At 63.3% G+C, this 19414-nt stretch carries 18 protein-coding genes and 1 pseudogene; 5 read left to right on the top strand and 14 right to left on the bottom strand.

The features are described 5' to 3' along the window. Nucleotides 1–3 precede the first annotated feature (3 nt). The 6 genes from X757_RS151810 to X757_RS151835 all read right to left on the bottom strand — a co-directional run bounded on the left by X757_RS151810 (nt 4) and on the right by X757_RS151835 (nt 5053). On the bottom strand, nt 4–1212 hold the full coding sequence (locus X757_RS151810; RefSeq protein ID WP_198024405.1) for an amino acid ABC transporter substrate-binding protein: 1209 nt from the start codon (nt 1210–1212) through the stop codon (nt 4–6). Between the two features lie 55 nt (nt 1213–1267). After that, nucleotides 1268–1657, bottom strand: coding sequence for a nuclear transport factor 2 family protein (locus X757_RS151815; protein ID WP_023686856.1), 390 nt, complete (start codon nt 1655–1657; stop codon nt 1268–1270). A 17-nt stretch (nt 1658–1674) separates the two neighbouring features. Then, nucleotides 1675–2469 (bottom strand): MoaF C-terminal domain-containing protein, encoded by a 795-nt coding sequence (locus X757_RS151820; RefSeq protein WP_023726205.1) that lies wholly within the window; start codon nt 2467–2469, stop codon nt 1675–1677. 13 nt (nt 2470–2482) lie between these two features. Next, nucleotides 2483–3271 carry an SDR family NAD(P)-dependent oxidoreductase gene (locus tag X757_RS151825; protein ID WP_023726204.1) on the bottom strand — a complete coding sequence of 263 codons (789 nt, stop codon included), beginning with the start codon at nt 3269–3271 and terminating at the stop codon, nt 2483–2485. Between the two features lie 265 nt (nt 3272–3536). Next, nucleotides 3537–4124, bottom strand: coding sequence for a YceI family protein (locus tag X757_RS151830; RefSeq protein WP_023726203.1), 588 nt, complete (start codon nt 4122–4124; stop codon nt 3537–3539). Nucleotides 4125–4159: 35 nt separating this feature from the next. Further along, a complete protein-coding gene (locus tag X757_RS151835) occupies nt 4160–5053 on the bottom strand; it encodes a hypothetical protein (RefSeq protein WP_023695132.1) in 894 nt (297 codons plus the stop codon). A 209-nt stretch (nt 5054–5262) separates the two neighbouring features. Between X757_RS151835 and X757_RS151840 the strand changes: the two genes are divergently transcribed. Continuing rightward, entirely contained in the window at nt 5263–6765 is a 1503-nt protein-coding gene (locus tag X757_RS151840) for an aldehyde dehydrogenase (protein ID WP_156933195.1), read from the top strand. Nucleotides 6766–6769: 4 nt separating this feature from the next. Further along, a complete protein-coding gene (locus X757_RS151845; protein ID WP_023695130.1) occupies nt 6770–8359 on the top strand; it encodes a GMC family oxidoreductase in 1590 nt (529 codons plus the stop codon). Nucleotides 8360–8511: 152 nt separating this feature from the next. On the opposite strand, the gene X757_RS1000000167925 is transcribed toward X757_RS151845, so the two are convergent. Beyond that, the gene (locus X757_RS1000000167925; protein ID WP_023715648.1) at nt 8512–8676 is read right to left on the bottom strand and encodes a hypothetical protein; all 165 of its coding nucleotides are present in this window, start codon (nt 8674–8676) and stop codon (nt 8512–8514) included. Here X757_RS1000000167925 and X757_RS1000000168915 point away from each other — a divergent pair. Next, nucleotides 8636–8889 (top strand): annotated as a pseudogene (locus tag X757_RS1000000168915) (MBL fold metallo-hydrolase); the annotation flags it as partial. The gene X757_RS1000000167925 and the pseudogene X757_RS1000000168915 overlap by 41 nt on opposite strands. Nucleotides 8890–8912: 23 nt before the next feature. Here the strand turns inward: X757_RS1000000168915 and X757_RS151855 are convergent. From X757_RS151855 to X757_RS151885, 7 genes are all read right to left on the bottom strand, one after another. Further along, complete coding sequence (locus tag X757_RS151855; protein ID WP_023681808.1) at nt 8913–9656, bottom strand: ATP-binding cassette domain-containing protein; 744 nt, start codon at nt 9654–9656, stop codon at nt 8913–8915. Nucleotides 9657–9665: 9 nt separating this feature from the next. Next, a complete protein-coding gene (locus X757_RS151860; protein ID WP_023726201.1) occupies nt 9666–10865 on the bottom strand; it encodes an alanine racemase in 1200 nt (399 codons plus the stop codon). 12 nt (nt 10866–10877) lie between these two features. After that, nucleotides 10878–11846, bottom strand: a complete 969-nt coding sequence (locus tag X757_RS151865) for an ABC transporter permease (protein WP_023726200.1) — start codon at nt 11844–11846, stop codon at nt 10878–10880. Nucleotides 11847–11881: 35 nt separating this feature from the next. Next, nucleotides 11882–12943: a substrate-binding domain-containing protein gene (locus X757_RS151870; protein ID WP_031251269.1), complete on the bottom strand. Its 1062-nt coding sequence runs from the start codon at nt 12941–12943 to the stop codon at nt 11882–11884. A gap of 68 nt (nt 12944–13011) precedes the next feature. Beyond that, entirely contained in the window at nt 13012–14073 is a 1062-nt protein-coding gene (locus X757_RS151875) for a substrate-binding domain-containing protein (RefSeq protein WP_023726198.1), read from the bottom strand. 31 nt (nt 14074–14104) lie between these two features. Further along, on the bottom strand, nt 14105–15358 hold the full coding sequence (locus tag X757_RS151880) for a M20 family metallopeptidase (RefSeq protein WP_023726197.1): 1254 nt from the start codon (nt 15356–15358) through the stop codon (nt 14105–14107). Then, entirely contained in the window at nt 15355–16569 is a 1215-nt protein-coding gene (locus X757_RS151885) for an ROK family transcriptional regulator (RefSeq protein WP_031251268.1), read from the bottom strand. The genes X757_RS151880 and X757_RS151885 overlap by 4 nt, the downstream gene beginning before the upstream one ends. A 711-nt stretch (nt 16570–17280) precedes the next feature. Between X757_RS151885 and X757_RS151890 the strand changes: the two genes are divergently transcribed. Both X757_RS151890 and X757_RS1000000169690 read left to right on the top strand, forming a co-directional pair. Further along, complete coding sequence (locus X757_RS151890) at nt 17281–18627, top strand: family 1 glycosylhydrolase (protein WP_023667728.1); 1347 nt, start codon at nt 17281–17283, stop codon at nt 18625–18627. A 258-nt stretch (nt 18628–18885) separates the two neighbouring features. Next, nucleotides 18886–19203: a MucR family transcriptional regulator gene (locus X757_RS1000000169690; protein ID WP_373432836.1), complete on the top strand. Its 318-nt coding sequence runs from the start codon at nt 18886–18888 to the stop codon at nt 19201–19203. The last annotated feature ends 211 nt before the right edge of the window (nt 19204–19414 follow it).

Below are 19414 nucleotides of genomic sequence, written 5' to 3'. Positions count from 1 at the left end.
CGCTCAGCGCTTGTCCCAGGCCGGGGCCGGCTTGTAGGTCCAGTTGCCATTAGGGAAGATTAGCTGGTGCTTGCCTTGCCACCATTGCGTGGCAACGCTGGGGATCAGGGCAAAGCCTGTCTGGTCGAATTTGAGATCGCCGACGACGGTGTCCTTGAATTCCTGGTTGAAGATCACGTCATGCAGCGCGGCGGCATCGGTGGTTCCCGCCTTTTCGATCGCCTGCGCCAGCACCTGCGCATTAGCGTAGAAGGCGCCGACTGTGACGGAGTCCTTCTTGAATTCGGCCTCGTAGCGATCGCCGAGTTCCTTGGCGCCTCGATAGGGATAGCTCGACGACCAGAAACCGTCAGTCATGATGTAGTCTGAATCCGCTCCGAGCGCTTCGTGGAACTCGCCCGTCCAGGTGCCCTTCCAGCCATGCAGATAAGGTACGGAGAAGCCGAGCTCCTTCATCTGGCGCAGCAGCGTCACAGTGTCGGCCGGCGAGCCGAACACCAGCATGGCGTCGACGTTGGCGGCCTTGAGCTTGGTGATCAGTGCCGAGTAGTCGGTGGCCCCGATCGCCCAGGGATCGTCGACCGCGAAAGTGTAGCCATATTTCTTCGCAGCCGCCTCGAAGGCGCCGCCAAAGCCCTTGCCGTCGGGCGAATCCTCAGTGACAAGAGCCGGGTTCTTCGGCTTCTCATTGGCTGGCAGCTTGTTCCAGATCTCGAACGGCACTTCGGCGCCCGGCCCCGGGTGGAAGAAGAAGAGGGCCGAATATTTGAGCTTCAACGGCTGCCACTCGAACGGGAACGCCGTCGTGATCATGTAGAACTTCTTGTATTTCTCGGCGACGATGGCACCGGCGATGTTCATCGGCCCGGAATGGGTCGATAGCAGCGCGTCGACCTTCTGCACCTTGATGAGGTTTTCCAACGCCGAGGCGACCTTGCCTTCCGAGCTTTCGTCGTCGGCGACGACGAGGCGCACCGGCAGCTTCTTGCCGGCCGACTTGAGCATGATGCCGCCAGCCTTGTTGATATCGGCCACCGCTTGCTCATAGGCCCATTTCTGCTCCTTGCCGTCGCCGGCCAGCGGCCCGGTCAAGGAGATCGGCGCGCCGATGACGATCTCATCGCCGGCGGCATTCGCGACCCCTGTGACGCCGGCCGCAAGTGCGGTCGCCAGCACCAGGCCCGCCAGAATTGCCTTCAGATTTTTTCCCATTGCATCGTCCCAGGTTGTTTCATCGGCCGGACGCATCGGCGCCCGCCCGCATGCCTCAGACCGTCGCTGCCGCGACCAGTCTGGTGTCGGTGAATTGCTCGAAACTCACGGCTTTACCGTCGTCCATCTCCCAGACATGGACGACGCGCGCGGACATTGGCTTGCCGGTCTTCCTGTAGGTGCCCGAATAGGTGCCGATGCCGACGATTGTGGCGCCGCCATCGACCAGTCTTTCGAGCTTCAGCGCGTAGCCGTCCCACTCCTCGCCGATGCGCTTGAAGACCCCCGCTATGATGGCGTCGGGGCCGACATAGGTGCCGGCATAGGGGAAGCCCGCCATTTCGGTCCAGGCGGTGCGGCTGGTGATCGGCGCCATCATCGCGGCCAAATCCTTGGCATCGGAGCCGGCGTAATGAGCCTTGATAGCTTCGTAGTTCTTGTTCATCGCGTTCTCCCGCACGGTCAGACCGGCGCCTTGCCTTCGTCATAGACGGTTCTGGATTTCTTCTCGATGTGAGCGCCTGCCGGCTTGTTCTCGACCTTGCCCAGGCTGGTCAGGCCGAGGAATTTCCCGGTCGAGCGCATGACGTCCCAATTGTAGAAGAACAGCGAGGCGACCGGGATGATGAACTCGCGAAAGCCGAACACATATTGGTTGTCTGCAAACTTCCAGGTGGTCGCGAGGTCGACGTCGCCATGGCCACGCTGGATGCCGACGAGGTTCTGCCAGCCATAACGCTCGGAGCTCAGATAGATGTGCTCGTAGACGTGGTTGGGGCTGTAGGTGTAGTGCGCGGTGAGCCCGATCAGGTCCCGGCTCGGCGCCGGCTTGATACCGGTCGGCGCCTTGCCGGGATCCCCGAGTACGCCGGCCGACCAGGTCTGCGCGACGAGCGGCTCGCCGGGCGCTTCGCCTTCTTCACGCACCCGTTCGCGCACCGACAGCACCCGGCGCGTGCTGGTGTTCACGACGTAGGCCTCATCCTCGGTCGGCCGGGCGGCGAAAGTCATGTTGATGAAGAACACATTAGCGGCGACTTCGAGCGCCTCGTACCAGTCCGCCCCCGCCTCGCTACCCTCGCTCCACGCCACCGTGTCGGCCGACGTGAAGGCAAGGTCGATTGTGCGCCCGGTGTCCAGCGTGATCTTGAAGGTCTGGCCGCGCAACGCTGACGTCGTCGCCAGCCGGTTGGTGGCGATGCCGGCGGCGAAATCATCGAAATGCTTCCAGTCCGCCGGCCTGTTCTGGTCCTTCATCGCACTCTCCCAATCAATCGACAAAAGCTAATGTCGGCAGGTCGACGACGGTAGCGCCGCCGTCGACGGTCAGGATCGAACCGTTCATCATGGCCGCCTCGCTCGAAGCGACGAAGCAGATAACGTTGGAAACCTCTTCCGGTGTCGCCGGACGGCCGAGCGGCACATCCTTGGTCACCAGACGGTAGGCCTCGTCGGTCGAGCCAAGTCCGTGTTTCTCGACGATCAGCGCCATCTGCTCGTCGGCCATGTCGGTTGAGACCCAGCCCGGGCAGATGATATTGGTGCGCACGCCCTTGCGGCCATAGTCGCGCGCCAACGATTTGCCGAAGCCGATGCAGGCATGCTTCATGGTGACGTAGCCGGCAGCGTCCGGGCCGGCAAACAGCCCGGCGATCGAGGCAACGACGACGATGTTGCCCTTCCGCGCGATCAGATCCGGCAGGCATTCGCGGGCGCAAACGAAAGCGGTGTCGAGATTGGTGCGCGTCGCCAGGCTCCAGGTTTCGTCGCTCATCGAAATCGTCGGGCCGACACCATGGCCGCCGGCATTGGCGACGAGGATATCGACCGGTCCGATTTTTTCATGCATTTCGGCAAGCGCCGCACGCACCGCCTTCGGATCGGCGGCATCGCCCTGCACCACCAGACCGCCAATATCCCTGGTGACGGCCTCCAGCGGCTCGCGCCGCCGGCCCATCAGCACCACCTTGGCGCCGTCCGCCGCCATGCGCCTTGCGACCGCGGCACCAATGCCGGTGCCGCCGCCAGTGATGAAAGCCGTCTTTCCGGAAAATCGCATGGTTCCATCCCGATTGGTGCTGTGCCGGCTGCGCCGATCTTCGCTGGGCATAGTGCGGCATCAGCCGTTTCGCGTCTTGTCCAAGCGGGAACTTTGTTTTGACTGAGCGCGCACTTCGCGCCTCGTCCGTTAAAGCCGCGCGACCTCTCGGCCGCGCGGCAGCCGCCACCCCCGCAAGAGCAATTCCAGGAAAGTGTGAAGCGGTTTTCCCGGGGAAAGTGCGTATCGCTTCCCCCGGGGAATTGCGCCAAACAAAGAAAGCGGCCTATTTCTTCATCGCTTCGAGATCGATGACGATGTCGACATCCGGGCCGAGGCCGAAGCCGGCGGCAGCCTTGGCCATCGGGAAGTCCGCGGTGCTGACTTTTCCCGTGGCGGTGAACGCTGCCTTGGTCAGCGTCGCATCCCACGGCGCCGGCGCCTCATTGACCAGCGTCACGTCGAGCGTGATCTCCTTGGACACACCGCTGATGGTGAGATTGCCCGTGACCTTGCCGGTCTTGTCGCTGACCTTCTCGACCTTGGTGCTCTCGAACGAAATCGCCGGGAATTCGGCGGCGTTGAAGAAGTCGGGGCCTTTCAGATCGTTGTCGCGCTGGTCATAAGCGGTGTGCACCGAGCCGACATCGAGCTCGGCCTTCACGCTGCTCTTCGACGGATCGGCCTTGTCCATGACGATGGCGCCCTTGACGGCATCGAACTGGCCATGCGCGATGCCATAGATGCCGTGCTTGATGGTGAAGGTAACCCAGGCGTGCTGGCCATCGATCTCGTAGTTTTCGGCGTGCGCGGCCGATGCGAACGCGCATGTCGAGGCAAAGGCCAGCGCGGCCGTCAGTTTTCCTATTGTCACGTATCTCTCCCCATTGTTGGTTGTCATTTCTTGGCTCAGGAAAAGCCAAGCGCGGCTCCGTGCGGCGCCCGAACGATCGCCGTCAGGATGGCCAGCATCGCCGGCATGGCGATCAGCAGACCGGCAACCAGCGGCCGCAACGGCCTGATGCCGGGAACAAGGCGCCGCAGCGGACCGGGCACCAGGGCAGCCACGATCAGCGGCAAGGGCGAAAGCACCAGCGCGACCGGATTGGCCTTAGGCGCCAGCAGCGCCATCTGGATCAGCACCGTGGCCGCGGCGTAGACGAGGATCAGCTCGGCGCCCTTGCTCCAGGCGGCCGCCGTGCCGCCGCGCAGCACCGCGATATACTGGACGAGGCACCAGCCGCCGGCGAGCGCGGCCAGCGATCCCAGCAACTGCCCGGTGACGATCGACGCGCCAAGCACCGAGATGATGGCGCCGGCCAAGCACATGGCGAGCATGGCCGCGGGTGCCAGGAACGGATCCTCCACCAGCGGCGACGGCAAAGCCTTCAGGGACAGCAGCATCGCGACGCCGACGATTACGAGAAGGCCGGTGACGAGGGCTGCGATCATCTGCGGATCGAGCGAACCGCCAGCAAGGCGGCGCCAGCCGAGCCACAACAGCGCCGCCGCAAGGGCCGCGGCGACCAGCACGCCCGGGGTGCTCAACAGGCGCTCGGGCAACAGCCCGATGAGAATACCGGCAACAGCGAGATAGATCAGCTTCTGGCTGGCGGCGACGGGCGGCACGACCGGCGGGCCAAGCGTGTCCCAGTAGAAGAACAGCAGCAACGCGGCCCAGATCAACGAGAGCGCCGGCGAGGATCCCGGCAGCGCAAATCGTGCCAGCAACGCCATCGCCATGCCGAGCACAAGCGGCAGCGCCGCCGTGGTGACCATCGGATTGCCCAGCAATGCGCTCAATGGCCGACACCTCTTCGACGTCAGGGAGGCTCGCGCAAAACGCGCGGCTCGATGCGATCCTGATCTAGGCCACTCAATCGCGAGGTGTCTTGTCCGAGCGGGAACTTTGTTTTGACTGAGCGCGCACTCGCGCCGCCTTTGGCTTGAAGCCAGTCCATGCGCTCCATAACCCTCGCTGCACCGTGTTCATCAACATCGAGGAGGATGGCATGAACGAGAGAATGGTGCCGCCGATCAGCCCAGCCGCCGCCGCGTTCCTGGCGCGTTCGCACCGGCCCTTCATCAATGGCCGCTTTGTTGACGGCCTTGCCGGTAACGACCTCCCCGTCGACGATTCCGCCTCCGGCGAGATCGTCGCCCGTGTCCCCGAAAGCGGCCCCGAACTGGTCGATCGGGCGGTGCACGCGGCGCGTGCGGCGCTCGAAGGCCCTTGGGCGTCGATGCGGCCGGTCGATCGCCAGAACCTGATGCTGAAACTCGCCGACGCGGTCGAGGCCGACGCCGACCTTCTGGCCGAGATCGAAAGCATCGAGAACGGCAAGTCGCTCGGCGTCGCCCGTATGCTCAGCGCCGGCGGCACCGTCGACTGGCTGCGCTACTATGCCGGCTGGGCGACCAAGATCGAGGGCTCGACCTTCCAGGTGTCCATCCCCGTGCCGCCGGGCGCCAGACACCAGGCGATGACGGTGATGGAGCCGGTCGGCGTCGTCGGCGCCATAGTGCCGTGGAATTTTCCGCTGCTGATCGGCATGTGGAAGATCGCGCCGGCGCTCGCTTGCGGCTGCACCGTGGTGCTGAAGCCGCCGCAGGAAACGCCACTAGGCCTGCTCAGGCTCGCCGAACTGATCGAAGCCGTTGGCTTCCCGCCGGGCGTCGTCAACATCGTCACCGGCAGCGGCAGCGTCACCGGCGAGGCGCTGATCCGCCATCCCGGCATCGACAAGCTGACCTTTACCGGCTCGACGGAAGTCGGCAAACGCGTCGGCCATGCGGCGGTCGACCGTGTCGCCCGCTTCACGCTGGAGCTCGGCTCGAAATCGCCGATGATCCTGCTTGCCGACATGGAGGAAGGCATCGAGCCGCTGGTCGCCGGCCTTGGCATGTTCTTCAACCAGGGCCAGGTCTGCACCTCGGCCTCGCGGCTCTTGATCGAGAAATCGATCTACGACCGCACGCTGGCAAGGCTGGCCGAAATCGCCGACGGCATGACGCTGGGCGCCGGCCGCGATGCCGAAGCGCAAATCAATCCGCTGGTCTCGGCCAAGCACCGGAAAAGCGTCGAGGGCTTTGTCGAGCGTGGACTGGCGGCCGGAGGCGAGCGAGTCAGCGGCGCGCGACCGGTGCCGGCCAGGGGCCATTATGTGGCGCCGACCATCCTGCACAATGTCCGACCCGACATGGAGATCATGCGCGAGGAGGTGTTCGGGCCGGTGGTGGCGGCAATGCCAGTCGCCGACCTCGACGAGGCGATCCGCATCGCCAACGACACGCGCTATGGTCTCTCAGCCTCGATCTGGACCCGCGACCTGGGCAAGGCGATGACCGCCATCCACAGCCTAAAGGCTGGCACCGTGTGGGTCAATTCGCACAACACGCTCGACCCCGCCGCACCGTTCGGCGGCTTCAAGCAGTCCGGCATCGGCCGCGAACATGGCCGTGCCGCGATCGAAGGCTATCTCGAGACCAAGACCGTCATCATGCGCTACGCCTGACACGATGAGCGCCGAATACGACTACATCATCGCCGGCGCCGGATCGGCCGGCTGCACGCTGGCCAACCGGCTGGTCGGATCAGGCAAGCGCGTGCTCCTCGTCGAGGCCGGGCCGGCCGACAACACCAGGCTCATCGACATGCCCGCCACCTTCGCCAAGGTGATCGGCACGGCGCGCAGCTGGATCTACGAATCCGAGCCGGAACCGAGCGTCGGCGGACGCCGGCTGCCGGTGCCGCAGGGCCGCACACTGGGCGGCGGCTCTTCGATCAATGCCATGCTCTATGTTAGGGGCCAACCGCAGGATTATGATGGCTGGCGCGACCTCGGCTGCCCCGGCTGGGGCTGGGACGAGGTGCTGCCGGTGTTCCGGCGGCTTGAGCGCAACGAGCGCCTCGCCGGCGAACGCCACGGCACCGAGGGACCGCTCCCGGTCTCCGATCCGCGCTACCGCCATCCGTTGTCCATGGCCTATGTCAAGGCGGCGCAACAAGCCGGCTTCCGCTACAATGACGACTTCAACGGCGCCGGGCAGGAGGGCGTCGGCTTCTACCAGACGACTACATCGAATGGCGAACGCCAGTCGGCGGCAAAAGTGTTCCTCAAGCCGCTGGCCGGCAATACCAATCTCACCGTCGTCACCGATGCGCTGGTCACCGGCGTGACGCTGGAAAACGGCGCGGCGAGCGGCGTTGCCTACACCACTTCGGATGGCCGGAACCACGCGGCGACGGCAAAGGCCGAGGTGATCCTCACCTCGGGCGCGCTGGCAACGCCGAAATTGATGATGCTGTCGGGACTGGGACCCGCCGAACATCTGGCCGGGCTCGGCATTCCGGTCATCCGCGACATGCCTTCGGTCGGCCGCGACCTGCAGGACCATGTCGCCGCCCCCGTCTATGCGCTGACGCGCCAGCCGATCTCGCTGCTCGGCGAGGACCGTGGCCTGCGGGCGCTGCGCCATGGCATACAGTACATGCTGTTCCGCAGCGGCCTGCTCACCTCCAACGTCGTCGAAAGCGGCGGCTTTTTCGACACCGATGGCGACGGCCGGCCCGACATCCAGTTCCACGTCCTCCCGGTGATGATCGAAAGCGCCGAGCACGGCTCGATCGATCGCCACGGCATGGAGCTCAACCCTTGTGTGCTCAGGCCAAACTCGCGCGGCATGGTCAGGCTGCGGTCGCGCGACGCGGCCGCCCCGATCCGCTTCACCACCGGCTTTCTGACCGATCCCGGCGATCTTGCCCTGCTGCTCGCCGGCATGAAGATCGCCCGCACCATCCTGCGTCAGCCGGCCCTGCAGGCGGTGATCGCCGAGGAGCTGTCGCCGGGCGGGGCCGCCGACCTTTCCGATCAGTCCATAACAGACCACATCCTCGAACACGCCAAGACGGTTTATCACCCCTGCGGCACCTGCCGGATGGGCACCGATGACCAGGCGGTGGTCGACCCGCAATTGCGCGTGCGCGGCGTGCCGCGCCTACGCATCTGCGACGCCTCGATCATGCCGCGTCTCATCAGCGGCAACACCAACGCGCCGGTGATCATGATCGCCGATCGGTGCGCCGATTTCATCCTCGGCAGCGCTTAGCGAGAAACGGGCAGCCCAGAGAAATCCAGGCTGTTTTGAGACGGTGTATCTGTCCAGCGCATGCAGCGACTTTGTCGCGACCGAAACCGGACAGCTTGACGCCGCCGGGCGGCACGGTGATGTCGGCGCCGCCATACATTGCATAGGTCCTATCAAATCGAGACTGGGATAGCGATGCCAACGCGCTGCTGTTGGCCGCCAGAAAGCTGGTGCGGATACGCCTGGAGAAATTCAGGCGATGCAGGCAACTTCACCAGACGCAGCAGCTCCAGCAGCATCCATGACGGCGCCGAAGTCGCGCCCGGCTTCCAGATCATCGCTGCGCCGGCCACACGCCCGGCCACTCGGTCTACCTCGCAAACTCCGGCAAGGAACAGCGCATGATTTCGGCAGACACGATGTATGTGCCAGCGCTGCTGGCGCCGCATCCGGAGTGGCAAGGCAGCTACGACCAGGACGGGCCGATGGCGATCACCAGGCGGCACAAGCTGATCGATCGCGTGATCGCCGACAACATCCGGATCTCGGGCGGGGGCTCTCAGAGAGGTTCCTGCTATTGCTGCTGCAGGCCGGTGATCATGGCAATGATCTCGTTCTTATCGGTCTTCGCGGTCTCGCGAATTCCAATCTGCTTGCCACGCCTGAGAACACAGATGCGGTCGGAGAGCTTGAAGACCTGGTCGAGGCTGTGGCTGATGATCAGGATGCCGACATTGCGCTGCTTCAGCGACTGGACGATAGACTCCACCCGGGCGGTTTCGGCAACGCCCAGCGCCGCCGTCGGCTCATCCAGCAGGATCAGCTTGCTTGCCCAATGCGTGGCGCGCGCGATCGCAACGCCCTGGCGCTGGCCGCCGGAGAGATCGCGGATAGTGGCGTGGGCGGAGGGGATGCGCACGTCCAGTTCCTTCACCAGTTTCTCGGTCTCGTCGATCATGCGGCGGCGGTCGAGCAAACCGAGGCGGTTCAGCGGCTCGCGGCCGAGGAACATGTTCATGTAGACCGTCTGTTGGTCGGCCAGCGCCAGGTCCTGGTAGACGACCTCGATGCCGTGCGCGCGCCCCATGGTGGCATTCGACATCGTCACCGGTTTTCCTTCGATGACGATGGTGCCGGACGAGGGCGGGTGGACCCCCGAGACGATCTTGACCAGCGTCGACTTTCCGGCGCCGTTGTCGCCGACGAGTGCAACGATCTCGCCCGGGAAAACCTCGAGCGAAAAACTCTCGATCGCGGTGATGCCGCCGAAATTCTTGCGAATGTCGTGCAGCTGAAGGATGGGCGCGCTCACCGTCATGTGTTTCTCCTAGACTGGCCAGGCATAGGGTTCACCGAAGCCGTTCTCGATGGTTTCCACTTTCGGATTGTCCGTCGAAATGCCCGACACGCCGACAATATGGGCGCGGGTGACGAAGGCCTGGCCACGGAAGCCGAACACGGCGCTGTCGCCAGGCTTCGGCGCGTTCGCGCCGGCGGCATCGATCATGGCGTAATAGTCGATCGCCGAGGGCGGCGGCACCTCGACGCTGCGCAGTGCCGAGCCTGCCGTCGTCGGTTCAGCCGAGACGATCGCCTTGACGTCGTAGTCGGGGAAGATCGGATCGATGTAGAAGCCGCCGCCAAGGCAATAGGCCTTGCCGCCGGAGAGATGCGAGACCTCGGTGAGATAGAGCACCGCCGGCAGCTCCGGCAAATCTTCCATGACATGCAGCGCGGTGGTGCCATGTAGGCCATTGCCGGGCTCGCACTGCGTCGCGCCGGCCTCGGCGAGTGCCGCCAGCATAACGCTCGACGTGGTGCCCGGCGCGTTGATCTCAATGTCCTTGCGGCCTGCCTTAGCCAGCGCTTCCGCAGCTTTCGCGAGCGTCGCCAGATTGGGGGTCGGCAGCACTTTTCGCGAAGCATGGTCGAACAGCAGAGCAGGGAAAGTGGTGATGCCGGCGAAACGGCCGCCTTCGACGGCATCCAGCCGGTCGGCGACATCGATAATGTCGGCGGCATTGAAACCGCCTTCATGGCCGCGATAGAAGATATCGCCTTCGGCGGCGATGCGGGCCAGCAGGTCCTGCACATAGCCGGCCGCCTTGGCGCCTGTTGCCGCTTCCCCAGCCTTGGTATCGTTGAACACGGTCCAGTAGTCCGGCTTGAAGGTTTTCGCCGCAGCCGCCGCTTCGAATTTTGCGACCTGCTGGAGATGGCCGAGATGGCCAAGCTTCATGCCTGCCTTGTGGGTGGCGCGGGCGCAAGCCATGTCGACGGCGACCGCGCGGTCAATGCCGCCGCGCGTCACAGCCCGGCAGAACGACGAGGAGCGGCCGACCTGCTTGGTCATGGCGAAGATCTTCAGGCCGTTGCGGTTGGCCTCGCTCTTGAGAACCCGCGCATTGGCCTCAACCGTGTCGAGATCGAGCACATAAGCATTGGCCGGCAGCTTACCTTGCTGGTGCAACCGGATAGCTGATTCGATGAAGGCGGGGTTGCGGCGGCGCAGAATCTCGAGAAACATGGATGGCTTCCTTCAGCGGTTCTTTTCGCGCAGCGACACGGCGACTGCGGTCAGGATAATGAGGCCGCGCACGATCATCTGGTCGGAGACCGACAGGCCCATCAGGATCAGGCCGTTGTTGAGCATGCCCATCATCAACGAGCCGACCAGCGCGCCGACCACGGAGCCCTTGCCGCCATTGAGCAGCGTGCCGCCGACGATGACGGCGGCGATGACCGTCATCAGGTCGGTTTCGCCGAGAGTATATTTCGCCGCCTGCAGGCGACCGGCATAGAGCAAGCCGGCAAGACCGGCGAGCCCGCCGCTGATGGTCAGCACGGCGAGCCTGATCCTGGGCACGCTGATGCCCGATACGCTTGCGGCGCGGGCATTGTCGCCGGTCGCCAGCACATGCGCGCCGAAACGGGTTTCGCGGAACACCAGGTGGCCGATGGCCACGGCAATCACCGACCACCAGACGAGTGAGGGGACACCGACCAGCCAGCCGGAACCGAAGAAGCCGGTGAACGCTTCGTTGGTCACCGAGATCGAGCGAAGGTCTGTCATCGAACGCGAAACGCCGGCGAACAGGCCGAGCGTCGCCAGCGTCACCAGGAAGGAGGGCAGCCTGACATACGCCACCAGCACGCCGTTGATGACGCCGATCAGCAGGCCGGCGCCGAGGCCGGCGACTATCCCTGCTGGCATGCCGTACGCGTTGATGGTGACGGCGGCTGCAAGGGCCGCCACCGCCACGATCGAGCCGATCGACAAATCTATTTCGCCGGCCGACATGACGAAGACCAGGCCGATGGCCATGATCGTCACCGGCGTCGTCTGCAACACGATGTTCGATAAATTCCGGACGGTGAGGAAGCCGCTGTCCCGCAGCACAATGGCGAAGAATAGAAAGATCGCCAGGAAACCGAGGTAGACGACATATTGCTGCAGATTGAAGCGGCTTGCGAAGCTGCCACCGGCACTGGTGTTGGCACTGGACATTTTATCCCTCCGGTGGTGAGCGCTTCGCCTCGAGCCTATTTCACCGCGTCCGCGATGGCCGCCGGTACGTCCCTGTTGAGGGACTTCTTCCAACCGCCCTTCACCGTGTCCTTGGTGACGGCGATGGAATCTACGGCATAGAATGGTTCGGCCTTCTTGCCGACCAGCGAACCTGCCGAGGCGCGCGCCAGCGTCACGCCAATGCTGTAGGCCTCGTCGGCGACGAGGGCCGCGATGTTGCCGCCCTTGACCATGTCGAGCGCGGCAGGCTCGTTGAGGTCGAGCGTGACAATCTTGGTGTGTGTGTTGCCGGCACCGCGCAAGGCCGAAAGCACGCTCAGCGCCGGTTCGGCCCAGGTGACATAGATGCCGTCCAGGTCCGGATGCTGGGTGATCATCGCCTGGGCGATGTCTTCGCTGCGCGCCGGGTCGGCCATGCCGGCCTCGGCCTCGATCTTCATATCGGGATAGTCCTGCTCGATGGTCTTCTTGAAGGCCTGGTCGCGCTGGTTGGTGACGTAGAAGTCGGCATCGTGGAAGATGTAGCCGATCTTGCCTTTCTTGCCGAGCGCCTCGGCCATGGCGATGCCGGCCTTGTTGCCCATCTGAAAGAGATCGTCGGAGACGATGGTGACATAGTCCCTGCCCTGCTTATAGCCGGCCGGGGAATTGTCGACGAAGCCGAGCTTGACGCCGGCCTGGCGTGCCGGATCGTAGACCGAAGCTGCGGTCGCCGGATCGACGGGAAGCGACAGGATGATCGACGGCTTTTTGGCCATCACCGTCTCGATATCGGCCTTCTGTCGCGCGGCGTCGAAACCGGCATCGGTCTGCGCCACCACCTCGATGCCGAGGCGCTTGAATTCGTCATGGGCGCCGGCGTTGACGGCGTTGGTGTATTCGCTCATCTCGTGCCAGACGAGGGCGGCGGTGAACTTGCCGTCCTTGATCTGCTGCTCTTCGGCTTGCGTCAGCGTAAGACTGCTCGCCGGCACCGGCTTTTCACCATTCGGTCCTGTGGTGACGCCTTCAGCGGCGAAGGCGTGCATGGCTAGCAGGCTCGCCACTGTCGTTATGATTACAGATGCTTTGCGCATGTCCCGGGTTCCCTTTTTGTTGTGTCGAAGAAAAGCTCCGGTGCGGCGGGCCGCGCCGGAGCGAGAGCCTACTTGGCCGCGTCGAGCACCGGCTGCGGCGCGTCGCGGTTGAGCGAGTCCTTCCAGCCCTGCGCGACGTTCTCCTTGGTGACGGTCAGGGCCGGGGCGACGACGAAGGCTGGTGTCGGCTGGCCAAGCAGCGACTTCATGCCGGAAGCAGCCATGGCGCGGCCGAGTTCATAGGCCTTGTCGGCGACGAGGGCTGCGACATTGCCGCCCTTGACCATGTCGAGCGCGACCGGCTCGGCGAGGTCGAGCGTGACGATCTTGGTCCTGGCGTTGCCGGCGCCGCGTAGCGCCGACAGCACGCCGTCGGCCGGCTCGGCCCAGGTCACGTAGATGCCGTCGAGATCGGGATGCTGCAAAAGCATCGCGTTGGCCAGTTCCTCGGCGCGGGCCGGGTCGGATATGCCCTGTTCGGCGACGATCTTGATGTCGGGATAGACCTTCTCGATGGTGGTCTTGAAGGCTTGGTCGCGCTGGTTGGTGACATAGTAGGCAGCGTCGTGGAAAATGTAGCCGACCTTGCCCTTGCCGCCGATCGCCTTGGCCATCGCGTCCGCAGCCTGCTTGCCCATCTGGAATAGATCGTCAGTCACGATCGAAGCGTAATCGGTGCCCTGCTTGTAGCCCTTGGGCAAGTTGGACAAGAACACCAGCTTGGTGCCGTCCTTGACCGCCTGGCGGAAGGCTTCTGCCGAGGTGACCGGGTCGAGCGGCAGCGCCAAGATGACGTTGGGCTTGGCGGCCAACGCCGTCTCGATGTCGCTGCGCTGGCGGGCGGAGTCGAACTGGGCATCCGTTTTGACCGCAATGGTGATGCCGGCGCGGGCGAATTCGTCGGTGGCGCCGGCGGTTACCGCATTGGTGAAATCGGACGAGGTGTGCCAGAGCAACGCTGCCTTGTAGCTCTTTTCCTTGAGGGCGGCGATGTCGGCATCGCTTAGGATCACGTCGGCGCTCGGCGTGGCGCTCTCGCCCTGCGGGCCGACCGTCTGTGCGGAAGCTGGGTTGGCGGCAAGCATCAATCCTCCGGCAAAGGCGGCGGCGATCAGTGTCTTCATCGGCATGTCAGTTCTCCCATTTTGCTTCGTTGGTGGTTCAGTCGGCCACGCCGCAATAGCGGGCCATGAAGGCGGCGAAGCCGACTATGCCGGCGAAATATTCCTCGACATCGACGTGCTCCTCGAATGTGTGGCAATTCCTGATGTCGCCGGGCGCGCAATAGACGGCAGGAATACCGAGCTGATTGATGATGAAGGGGGACTCCGACCAGAACGGTGCGCCCTCGATGACGCCGCGTCCGCTCATTGCGCCAGCCATCGCGTCGGACAGCATGGCTACTTCCGCCCGCGTTTCGCCGATCTCGGCAGCGGTGCCGCCCAGCCTGTGGTCGCGGCCGGCGGGGTAGGCGAACTCTACCGAAATATCCGGATCGGCGATCGCGCCGCGCACGGCAGCCTCGATCTCGGCGGCGGCGGTGTCGAGGTCTTCGCCAGGCAACAGCTTGCGGATCAGCGAGAGCGTGCAGCGCTCGGGAACGGCAATGTAGCCGCCGCCGGCAAGCCCGGTGATAAGCAGGAAGCCGCGCCCGACCAGTTTGTGCTCGGCGCGCGCGGCGACCTCATCCGAATGCTTCCAAAGCGCCGTCATCGCGGCATGGCTTGCACGGAGCGCATCCTTGCCGAGTTCTGGCACACCGAAATAGGCGGATTTGCCGGTAATCGAGATATCGGTGATGAAGAAGCCGATCTGCGCCGCATAGACCGCCAGGCGGGTCGGCTCGACATAGACGCTGAAATCGGGTGCTGTGACCTCGCCGGCCTCGATGCGTCCGACGAAGTGCTTGATCCCGGCGGAAATGCCGGTGCCGGGCTGGCCGCTCTCCTCGTCGCCGACGAAGGCAAAGGCGACGTCGCCCTTGAGGCGAACGCCGGCCTTGTCGAGCAGCGCGAGTGCCGTAAGCGAAGCAGTGATGCCGGCCTTGAGGTCGCCGGAGCCTCGGCCCCAGACAGCACCATCAATGATCGAGGCGGCGAACGGATCCTCACGCTCGGTGCCTGCCCAATGCTCGCGCCAGCCGTCGACATGGACGGTGTCGGTATGGCCGATGAACAGCAGGCGCTTTCCCTGGTCGGCCCCCTTGCGCTCGCCCCAGATGTTGGGCCGCCCAGGAAGGAATTCCGTCCTGGTCAGGCCGCTGAGGTCAAGGTCGCGCATCCTGGCTTCGAGGAAGTCGACGAAGTTGGCTTCGTTGCCGGTGATGCTCTCGCGGCCGATGGCGCCGCGAAACAGCGTTAGTGCGTCGTCACGGTCGAGCGCTGCCTGCAGGCGGGCGGTAATATTGCGAGTCATATCGCGGCCTCCTTCAGCGCGGCGGCCTGGGCAGGCGGCAGCGAAATCCGGCCATCAGGCGCGTCGACGCCGAACAGCGTGTTGTGCAATTGGCCAAGGCCGATTGCCGCCGCGCCGATGAGGGCTGCGCGTGCGCCGAGTTCGCTCGCCTCGACCCTGACCGGATAGGGGAAGCATAGCGGCAGAAGCGCCTGCACCCTGGACAGGATTTCGGGCCGCAACCCAATCGAGCCGCCGAGGATAAACTTTTCTGGATTGGCGATTGCCGCGATTGCCGCAACGCCTTGCGCCAGATGGCGGGCAGTTTCGTCGAGCACGGTGAGCGCGTCCTTGTCGCCACGCGCGGCATTCTCGAATATTTCCGGCACGGAGATTTGCCTGCCGGTGAGGGCGTGGTAGCGATCGGTCATGGCGTGGGTGGCCACCGCGCGTTCGAATGCGCCGGTGCGCAGTGATTCCTCGGTGAAGGGATCGGCGCCGATCGGCATGAAACCGATCTCGCCAGCGGCGTGTCCAGCACCCCGCACCAGATGGCCGCCCAGCATCAGCCCGCTGCCGATGCCGGTGCCGAGCGCGATGTAGGCGAGATTGTCGATGCCCTGGCCTTGGCCTAGCCAGTTCTCGCCAAGCACCGCGAGGTTGACGTCGTTCTCGATCATCACCGCGACGCCGAGCGCTTCTTCGAAGGCATCCAGCACATTCATCGTGTCGAAGCCGGCAATGTTCGGCGCCATTAGAATGCGGCCGGTGGCCGGGTCAGGAGCGCCAGGCGCGCCGATGACGGCCAGGCGTATCTTCTTGCGCGCGACGTGCTGTCTGGCCGCGGCATCGAAGGCCAGCGCTGCAATCTGATCAACGACGAACTGGCCGCCGCGCGGATCGGTCGGTGTGGCGGCTTCGGCAAAGATCTGGCAGGCAAGGTCGGTCAGCGCGACCCGCACCTTGGTACCGCCAAGGTCGACGGCGATGATATAGGCTGCGTCGTGGACCAGTTCGTAGGTGACGGCGGTGCGCCCGACATGGCCGCTGGTGCGGCCGGTTTCCTGGACCCAGCCCTCCTGCTCGAGCCCGCGCATGATTTCGGAGATGGTCTGCTTCGACAGGCCCGTCAGCTTGGCGATCGAGGCGCGGGAGATCGGCCCGCCCTGGACGATCGCTTCCATCACGGAGCGCTGTGAGAACTGACGGGATATGCGCGGCAGGTCAGTCACATTGAACTCCGGTTAATTCGTTCTATGACCGAACTTATTATTCGGAACTGGACCTGTCAATGTATGTTCGCGAGCGGCCGTTTTTGCGCACGCGAACATTGATCCGGAGGCAGGATTCAGGCGCGGTGCTGCCGTTCGGCAGAAGATAAATGCGGTCAGGGAGTGGCTGGATCAGCTTCTTGAATCAATTGGGCGAACAGCTTCGCAGAGCATTGACGAATAACGATCATGCTAGTGTCTGAGGGTCACTGTTTTCTACAGGAGATCAATACAGGATGGTTCGCCGGTCCATATCTCTCGTATTCTCTCGTATGGGTCTGTCGAACCAAAGGACGATGAACGAGACTAACTATTGGCTTTGAGAATATTGGTGATGTACCGCGGGTCTGCCTCCCAGTGAATGGCTCAAATGGGGCCGGCAGCGGAACGTCCGCTTGCAGTTTGCAAACGTGGATAGCTACCATACCGCTTTCACTTGCAAAGGCGCGTTGGACGCCAACTGGTCTGGCCCGAAGCCGACATCTCCGTCCAGCATAGTCCGACCATGTTCGGCGCAAGCTGCTCGCTTGAACCGTGGGATAGAATTCCGCCAATTTCAGGCACGTGGTTGTCAGGCGCCTACCGAACTTGACAAGCAGTCTTGCAGGAACTGCGTCGAGCACTGAACGTTTGACCAAGCGCGGGCATCTCCGCCTTGGCTAAGGACCATCAATGTTCACGTTCATGTTTGCCACCGGCATCGAGAACAGCACCCCCACCATTCGACAAGGCCGGGAGCGCGTCGACGAAATGGAAAAATGCCGCTTCTACGAACGATGGCGCACCGACTTCGAACTGGTCCAGGATCTCGGGGTGCATTTCCTCCGCTACGGACCTCCCATCCACAAAACATGGCTGGGTGACGGACGTTATGATTGGGCATTCGCCGATGAGACCTTCGCGGACCTGAAGGCGAAAGACATTCTTCCGATCGTCGACCTTTGCCATTTTGGCGTGCCGGACTGGATCGGCAACTTCCAGAACCCGGACTTTCCGACACTATTCGAGCACTACGCCAGGGATTTCGCGATGCGCTATCCGTGGATCCAGCTCTTCACCCCAATAAATGAGATGTTCATCTGCGCCACCTTTTCGGCCCGCTGGGGATGGTGGAACGAACAACTGAGCAGCGACACTGCTTTCGTCACCGCCCTCAAGCACATCGTGAAGGCGAACGTGCTTGCCATGCGGGCGATTCTCGAGGTGCGGCCGGACGCCATCTTCATACAGAGCGAATCCTCGGAATACTTCCACGCCGATTCTCCCGAGGCGGTCGGCAGAGCGGAACGGTTCAACAGCGAGCGTTTCCTGTCGCTTGACCTCAACTACGGTCATGACGTCGACGCGCACACCTATCGCTATCTTCTCGAAAACGGGATGACGGCCGAAGAATACAGTTTCTTCCTGGAGAGCCATCTGCGCAGGCATTGCGTGATGGGCACCGACTATTACCAGACCAACGAACATCGGGTTTGGGCAGACGGAACGACGTCCGGGTCCGGCGAGGTGTTTGGCTATGACGAGATCACGCGGCAGTACTTCAACCGCTACCGGCTTCCCGTAATGCATACGGAGACCAACATCAGCGAAGGCCCCAATGGAGACGAGGCCGTCTATTGGCTGTGGAAAGAGTGGGCCAACGTGCTGCGGATCCGCAACGATGGCATCCCCATCGTAGGCTTCACCTGGTACTCGCTGACGGATCAGGTGGACTGGGACAGTGCGCTTCGGGAGAACAACGGACGGATCAATCCGCTCGGCCTCTATGACCTCGACCGAAATCCGAGGGCGGTGGGGCGCGCTTTCAAGGCGCTGATCGCGAACTGGAACAAGCTGTTGGCCACACAAAGTGTCTGCCTTGCTTTGCCGGTCTTTCTTCCCTCACAGCAAGACGATGCCATTGTTCGCGCGCAACAGGATTATGCGCGCAGCCTGCTGAGCGTGGATCGGGTCGCTGAAGGCTGGACTGAACCACTTGCTGCTCCCCAGAAAGAGGTCGAACCCGATGCGCCTGGATAACAAGACTGCATTGTAACCGGTGCTGCAAGCGGCATTGGACTGGCCATCGCCATGCGGTTGGGCACCGAAGGTGCACGGTGAGCCGACGTGGGTGGAGGCAAGGTCGAGAAGGCGCGCATCGGTTCGACAAGGGGCGCGCGGGGAGGCCGCTATCACGGTGCTGTCGACTTGCGCTCACGCGTTCGGCAGGTTGGTAATAATCGTCAACAACGCGCCGGCCTGATAATCTTTAACCATTGAGGCATTCACTAGAGCGGGCTGGCTGAAGGTGCTGAGCGTCGACCTGCTGGGAGCAATTTATTTCGCCGGAAAGGCATTCGCTCATATGACATCTGGCGGCGTCATCGTAAACATATTGAGTGTGCGCGGTCGAGACGAGCTCCGCATGTCAAGCTATACGCCGCGGCAAAGGCCACCCTCCTGTCTCTAACCGAGACCCGACGCAGTTCGCACCTTGGCCGACTGGGCATGAATCCGGACGATTACCGAACCAAATGGAACCTGCCTCGCAATTACCCGATGGTGGCACCCAACTATTCGGGAAGCGTTCCGCATATCGCCTCTAACACCCAGTAGCGGACAGCTCTCGCCTGAGGCGTCAGTCGTCGTTGAAGCGCTCCGGCATCGCATTCGAGGCCAAGGCTGGTGCACAAGGATCATGACATCGAATTCCACTCTATACAGGAACAAGTGCCTTTCCTCGAGATTAGGGTTCGACGCCGCAACGGCGTCGAACCCCAAAGGAGACTCACATGAAACGTAAGATTTTGACAGCTACAGCGATCTC

It is taken from the genome of Mesorhizobium sp. LSHC412B00 (genome assembly GCF_000503035.1).
Classification (GTDB): Bacteria; Pseudomonadota; Alphaproteobacteria; order Rhizobiales; family Rhizobiaceae; genus Mesorhizobium.
The sequence above is the reverse complement of the archived record's forward strand: the minus strand, read 5'-3'. Positions and strand labels throughout refer to the sequence as shown.

Coding starts and splice junctions, on each gene's coding strand:
- X757_RS151860 (WP_023726201.1), bottom strand. CDS start 10,865: ATGTTTCTCGAGATTCTGCGCCGCCGCAACCCCGCCTTCATCGAATCA.
- X757_RS151845 (WP_023695130.1), top strand. CDS start 6,770: ATGAGCGCCGAATACGACTACATCATCGCCGGCGCCGGATCGGCCGGC.
- X757_RS151880 (WP_023726197.1), bottom strand. CDS start 15,358: ATGACTCGCAATATTACCGCCCGCCTGCAGGCAGCGCTCGACCGTGAC.
- X757_RS151870 (WP_031251269.1), bottom strand. CDS start 12,943: ATGCGCAAAGCATCTGTAATCATAACGACAGTGGCGAGCCTGCTAGCC.
- X757_RS151810 (WP_198024405.1), bottom strand. CDS start 1,212: ATGGGAAAAAATCTGAAGGCAATTCTGGCGGGCCTGGTGCTGGCGACC.
- X757_RS151840 (WP_156933195.1), top strand. CDS start 5,263: ATGAACGAGAGAATGGTGCCGCCGATCAGCCCAGCCGCCGCCGCGTTC.
- X757_RS151875 (WP_023726198.1), bottom strand. CDS start 14,073: ATGCCGATGAAGACACTGATCGCCGCCGCCTTTGCCGGAGGATTGATG.
- X757_RS151820 (WP_023726205.1), bottom strand. CDS start 2,469: ATGAAGGACCAGAACAGGCCGGCGGACTGGAAGCATTTCGATGATTTC.
- X757_RS151865 (WP_023726200.1), bottom strand. CDS start 11,846: ATGTCCAGTGCCAACACCAGTGCCGGTGGCAGCTTCGCAAGCCGCTTC.
- X757_RS151825 (WP_023726204.1), bottom strand. CDS start 3,271: ATGCGATTTTCCGGAAAGACGGCTTTCATCACTGGCGGCGGCACCGGC.
- X757_RS151815 (WP_023686856.1), bottom strand. CDS start 1,657: ATGAACAAGAACTACGAAGCTATCAAGGCTCATTACGCCGGCTCCGAT.
- X757_RS151855 (WP_023681808.1), bottom strand. CDS start 9,656: ATGACGGTGAGCGCGCCCATCCTTCAGCTGCACGACATTCGCAAGAAT.
- X757_RS151890 (WP_023667728.1), top strand. CDS start 17,281: ATGTTCACGTTCATGTTTGCCACCGGCATCGAGAACAGCACCCCCACC.
- X757_RS1000000167925 (WP_023715648.1), bottom strand. CDS start 8,676: ATGATCTGGAAGCCGGGCGCGACTTCGGCGCCGTCATGGATGCTGCTG.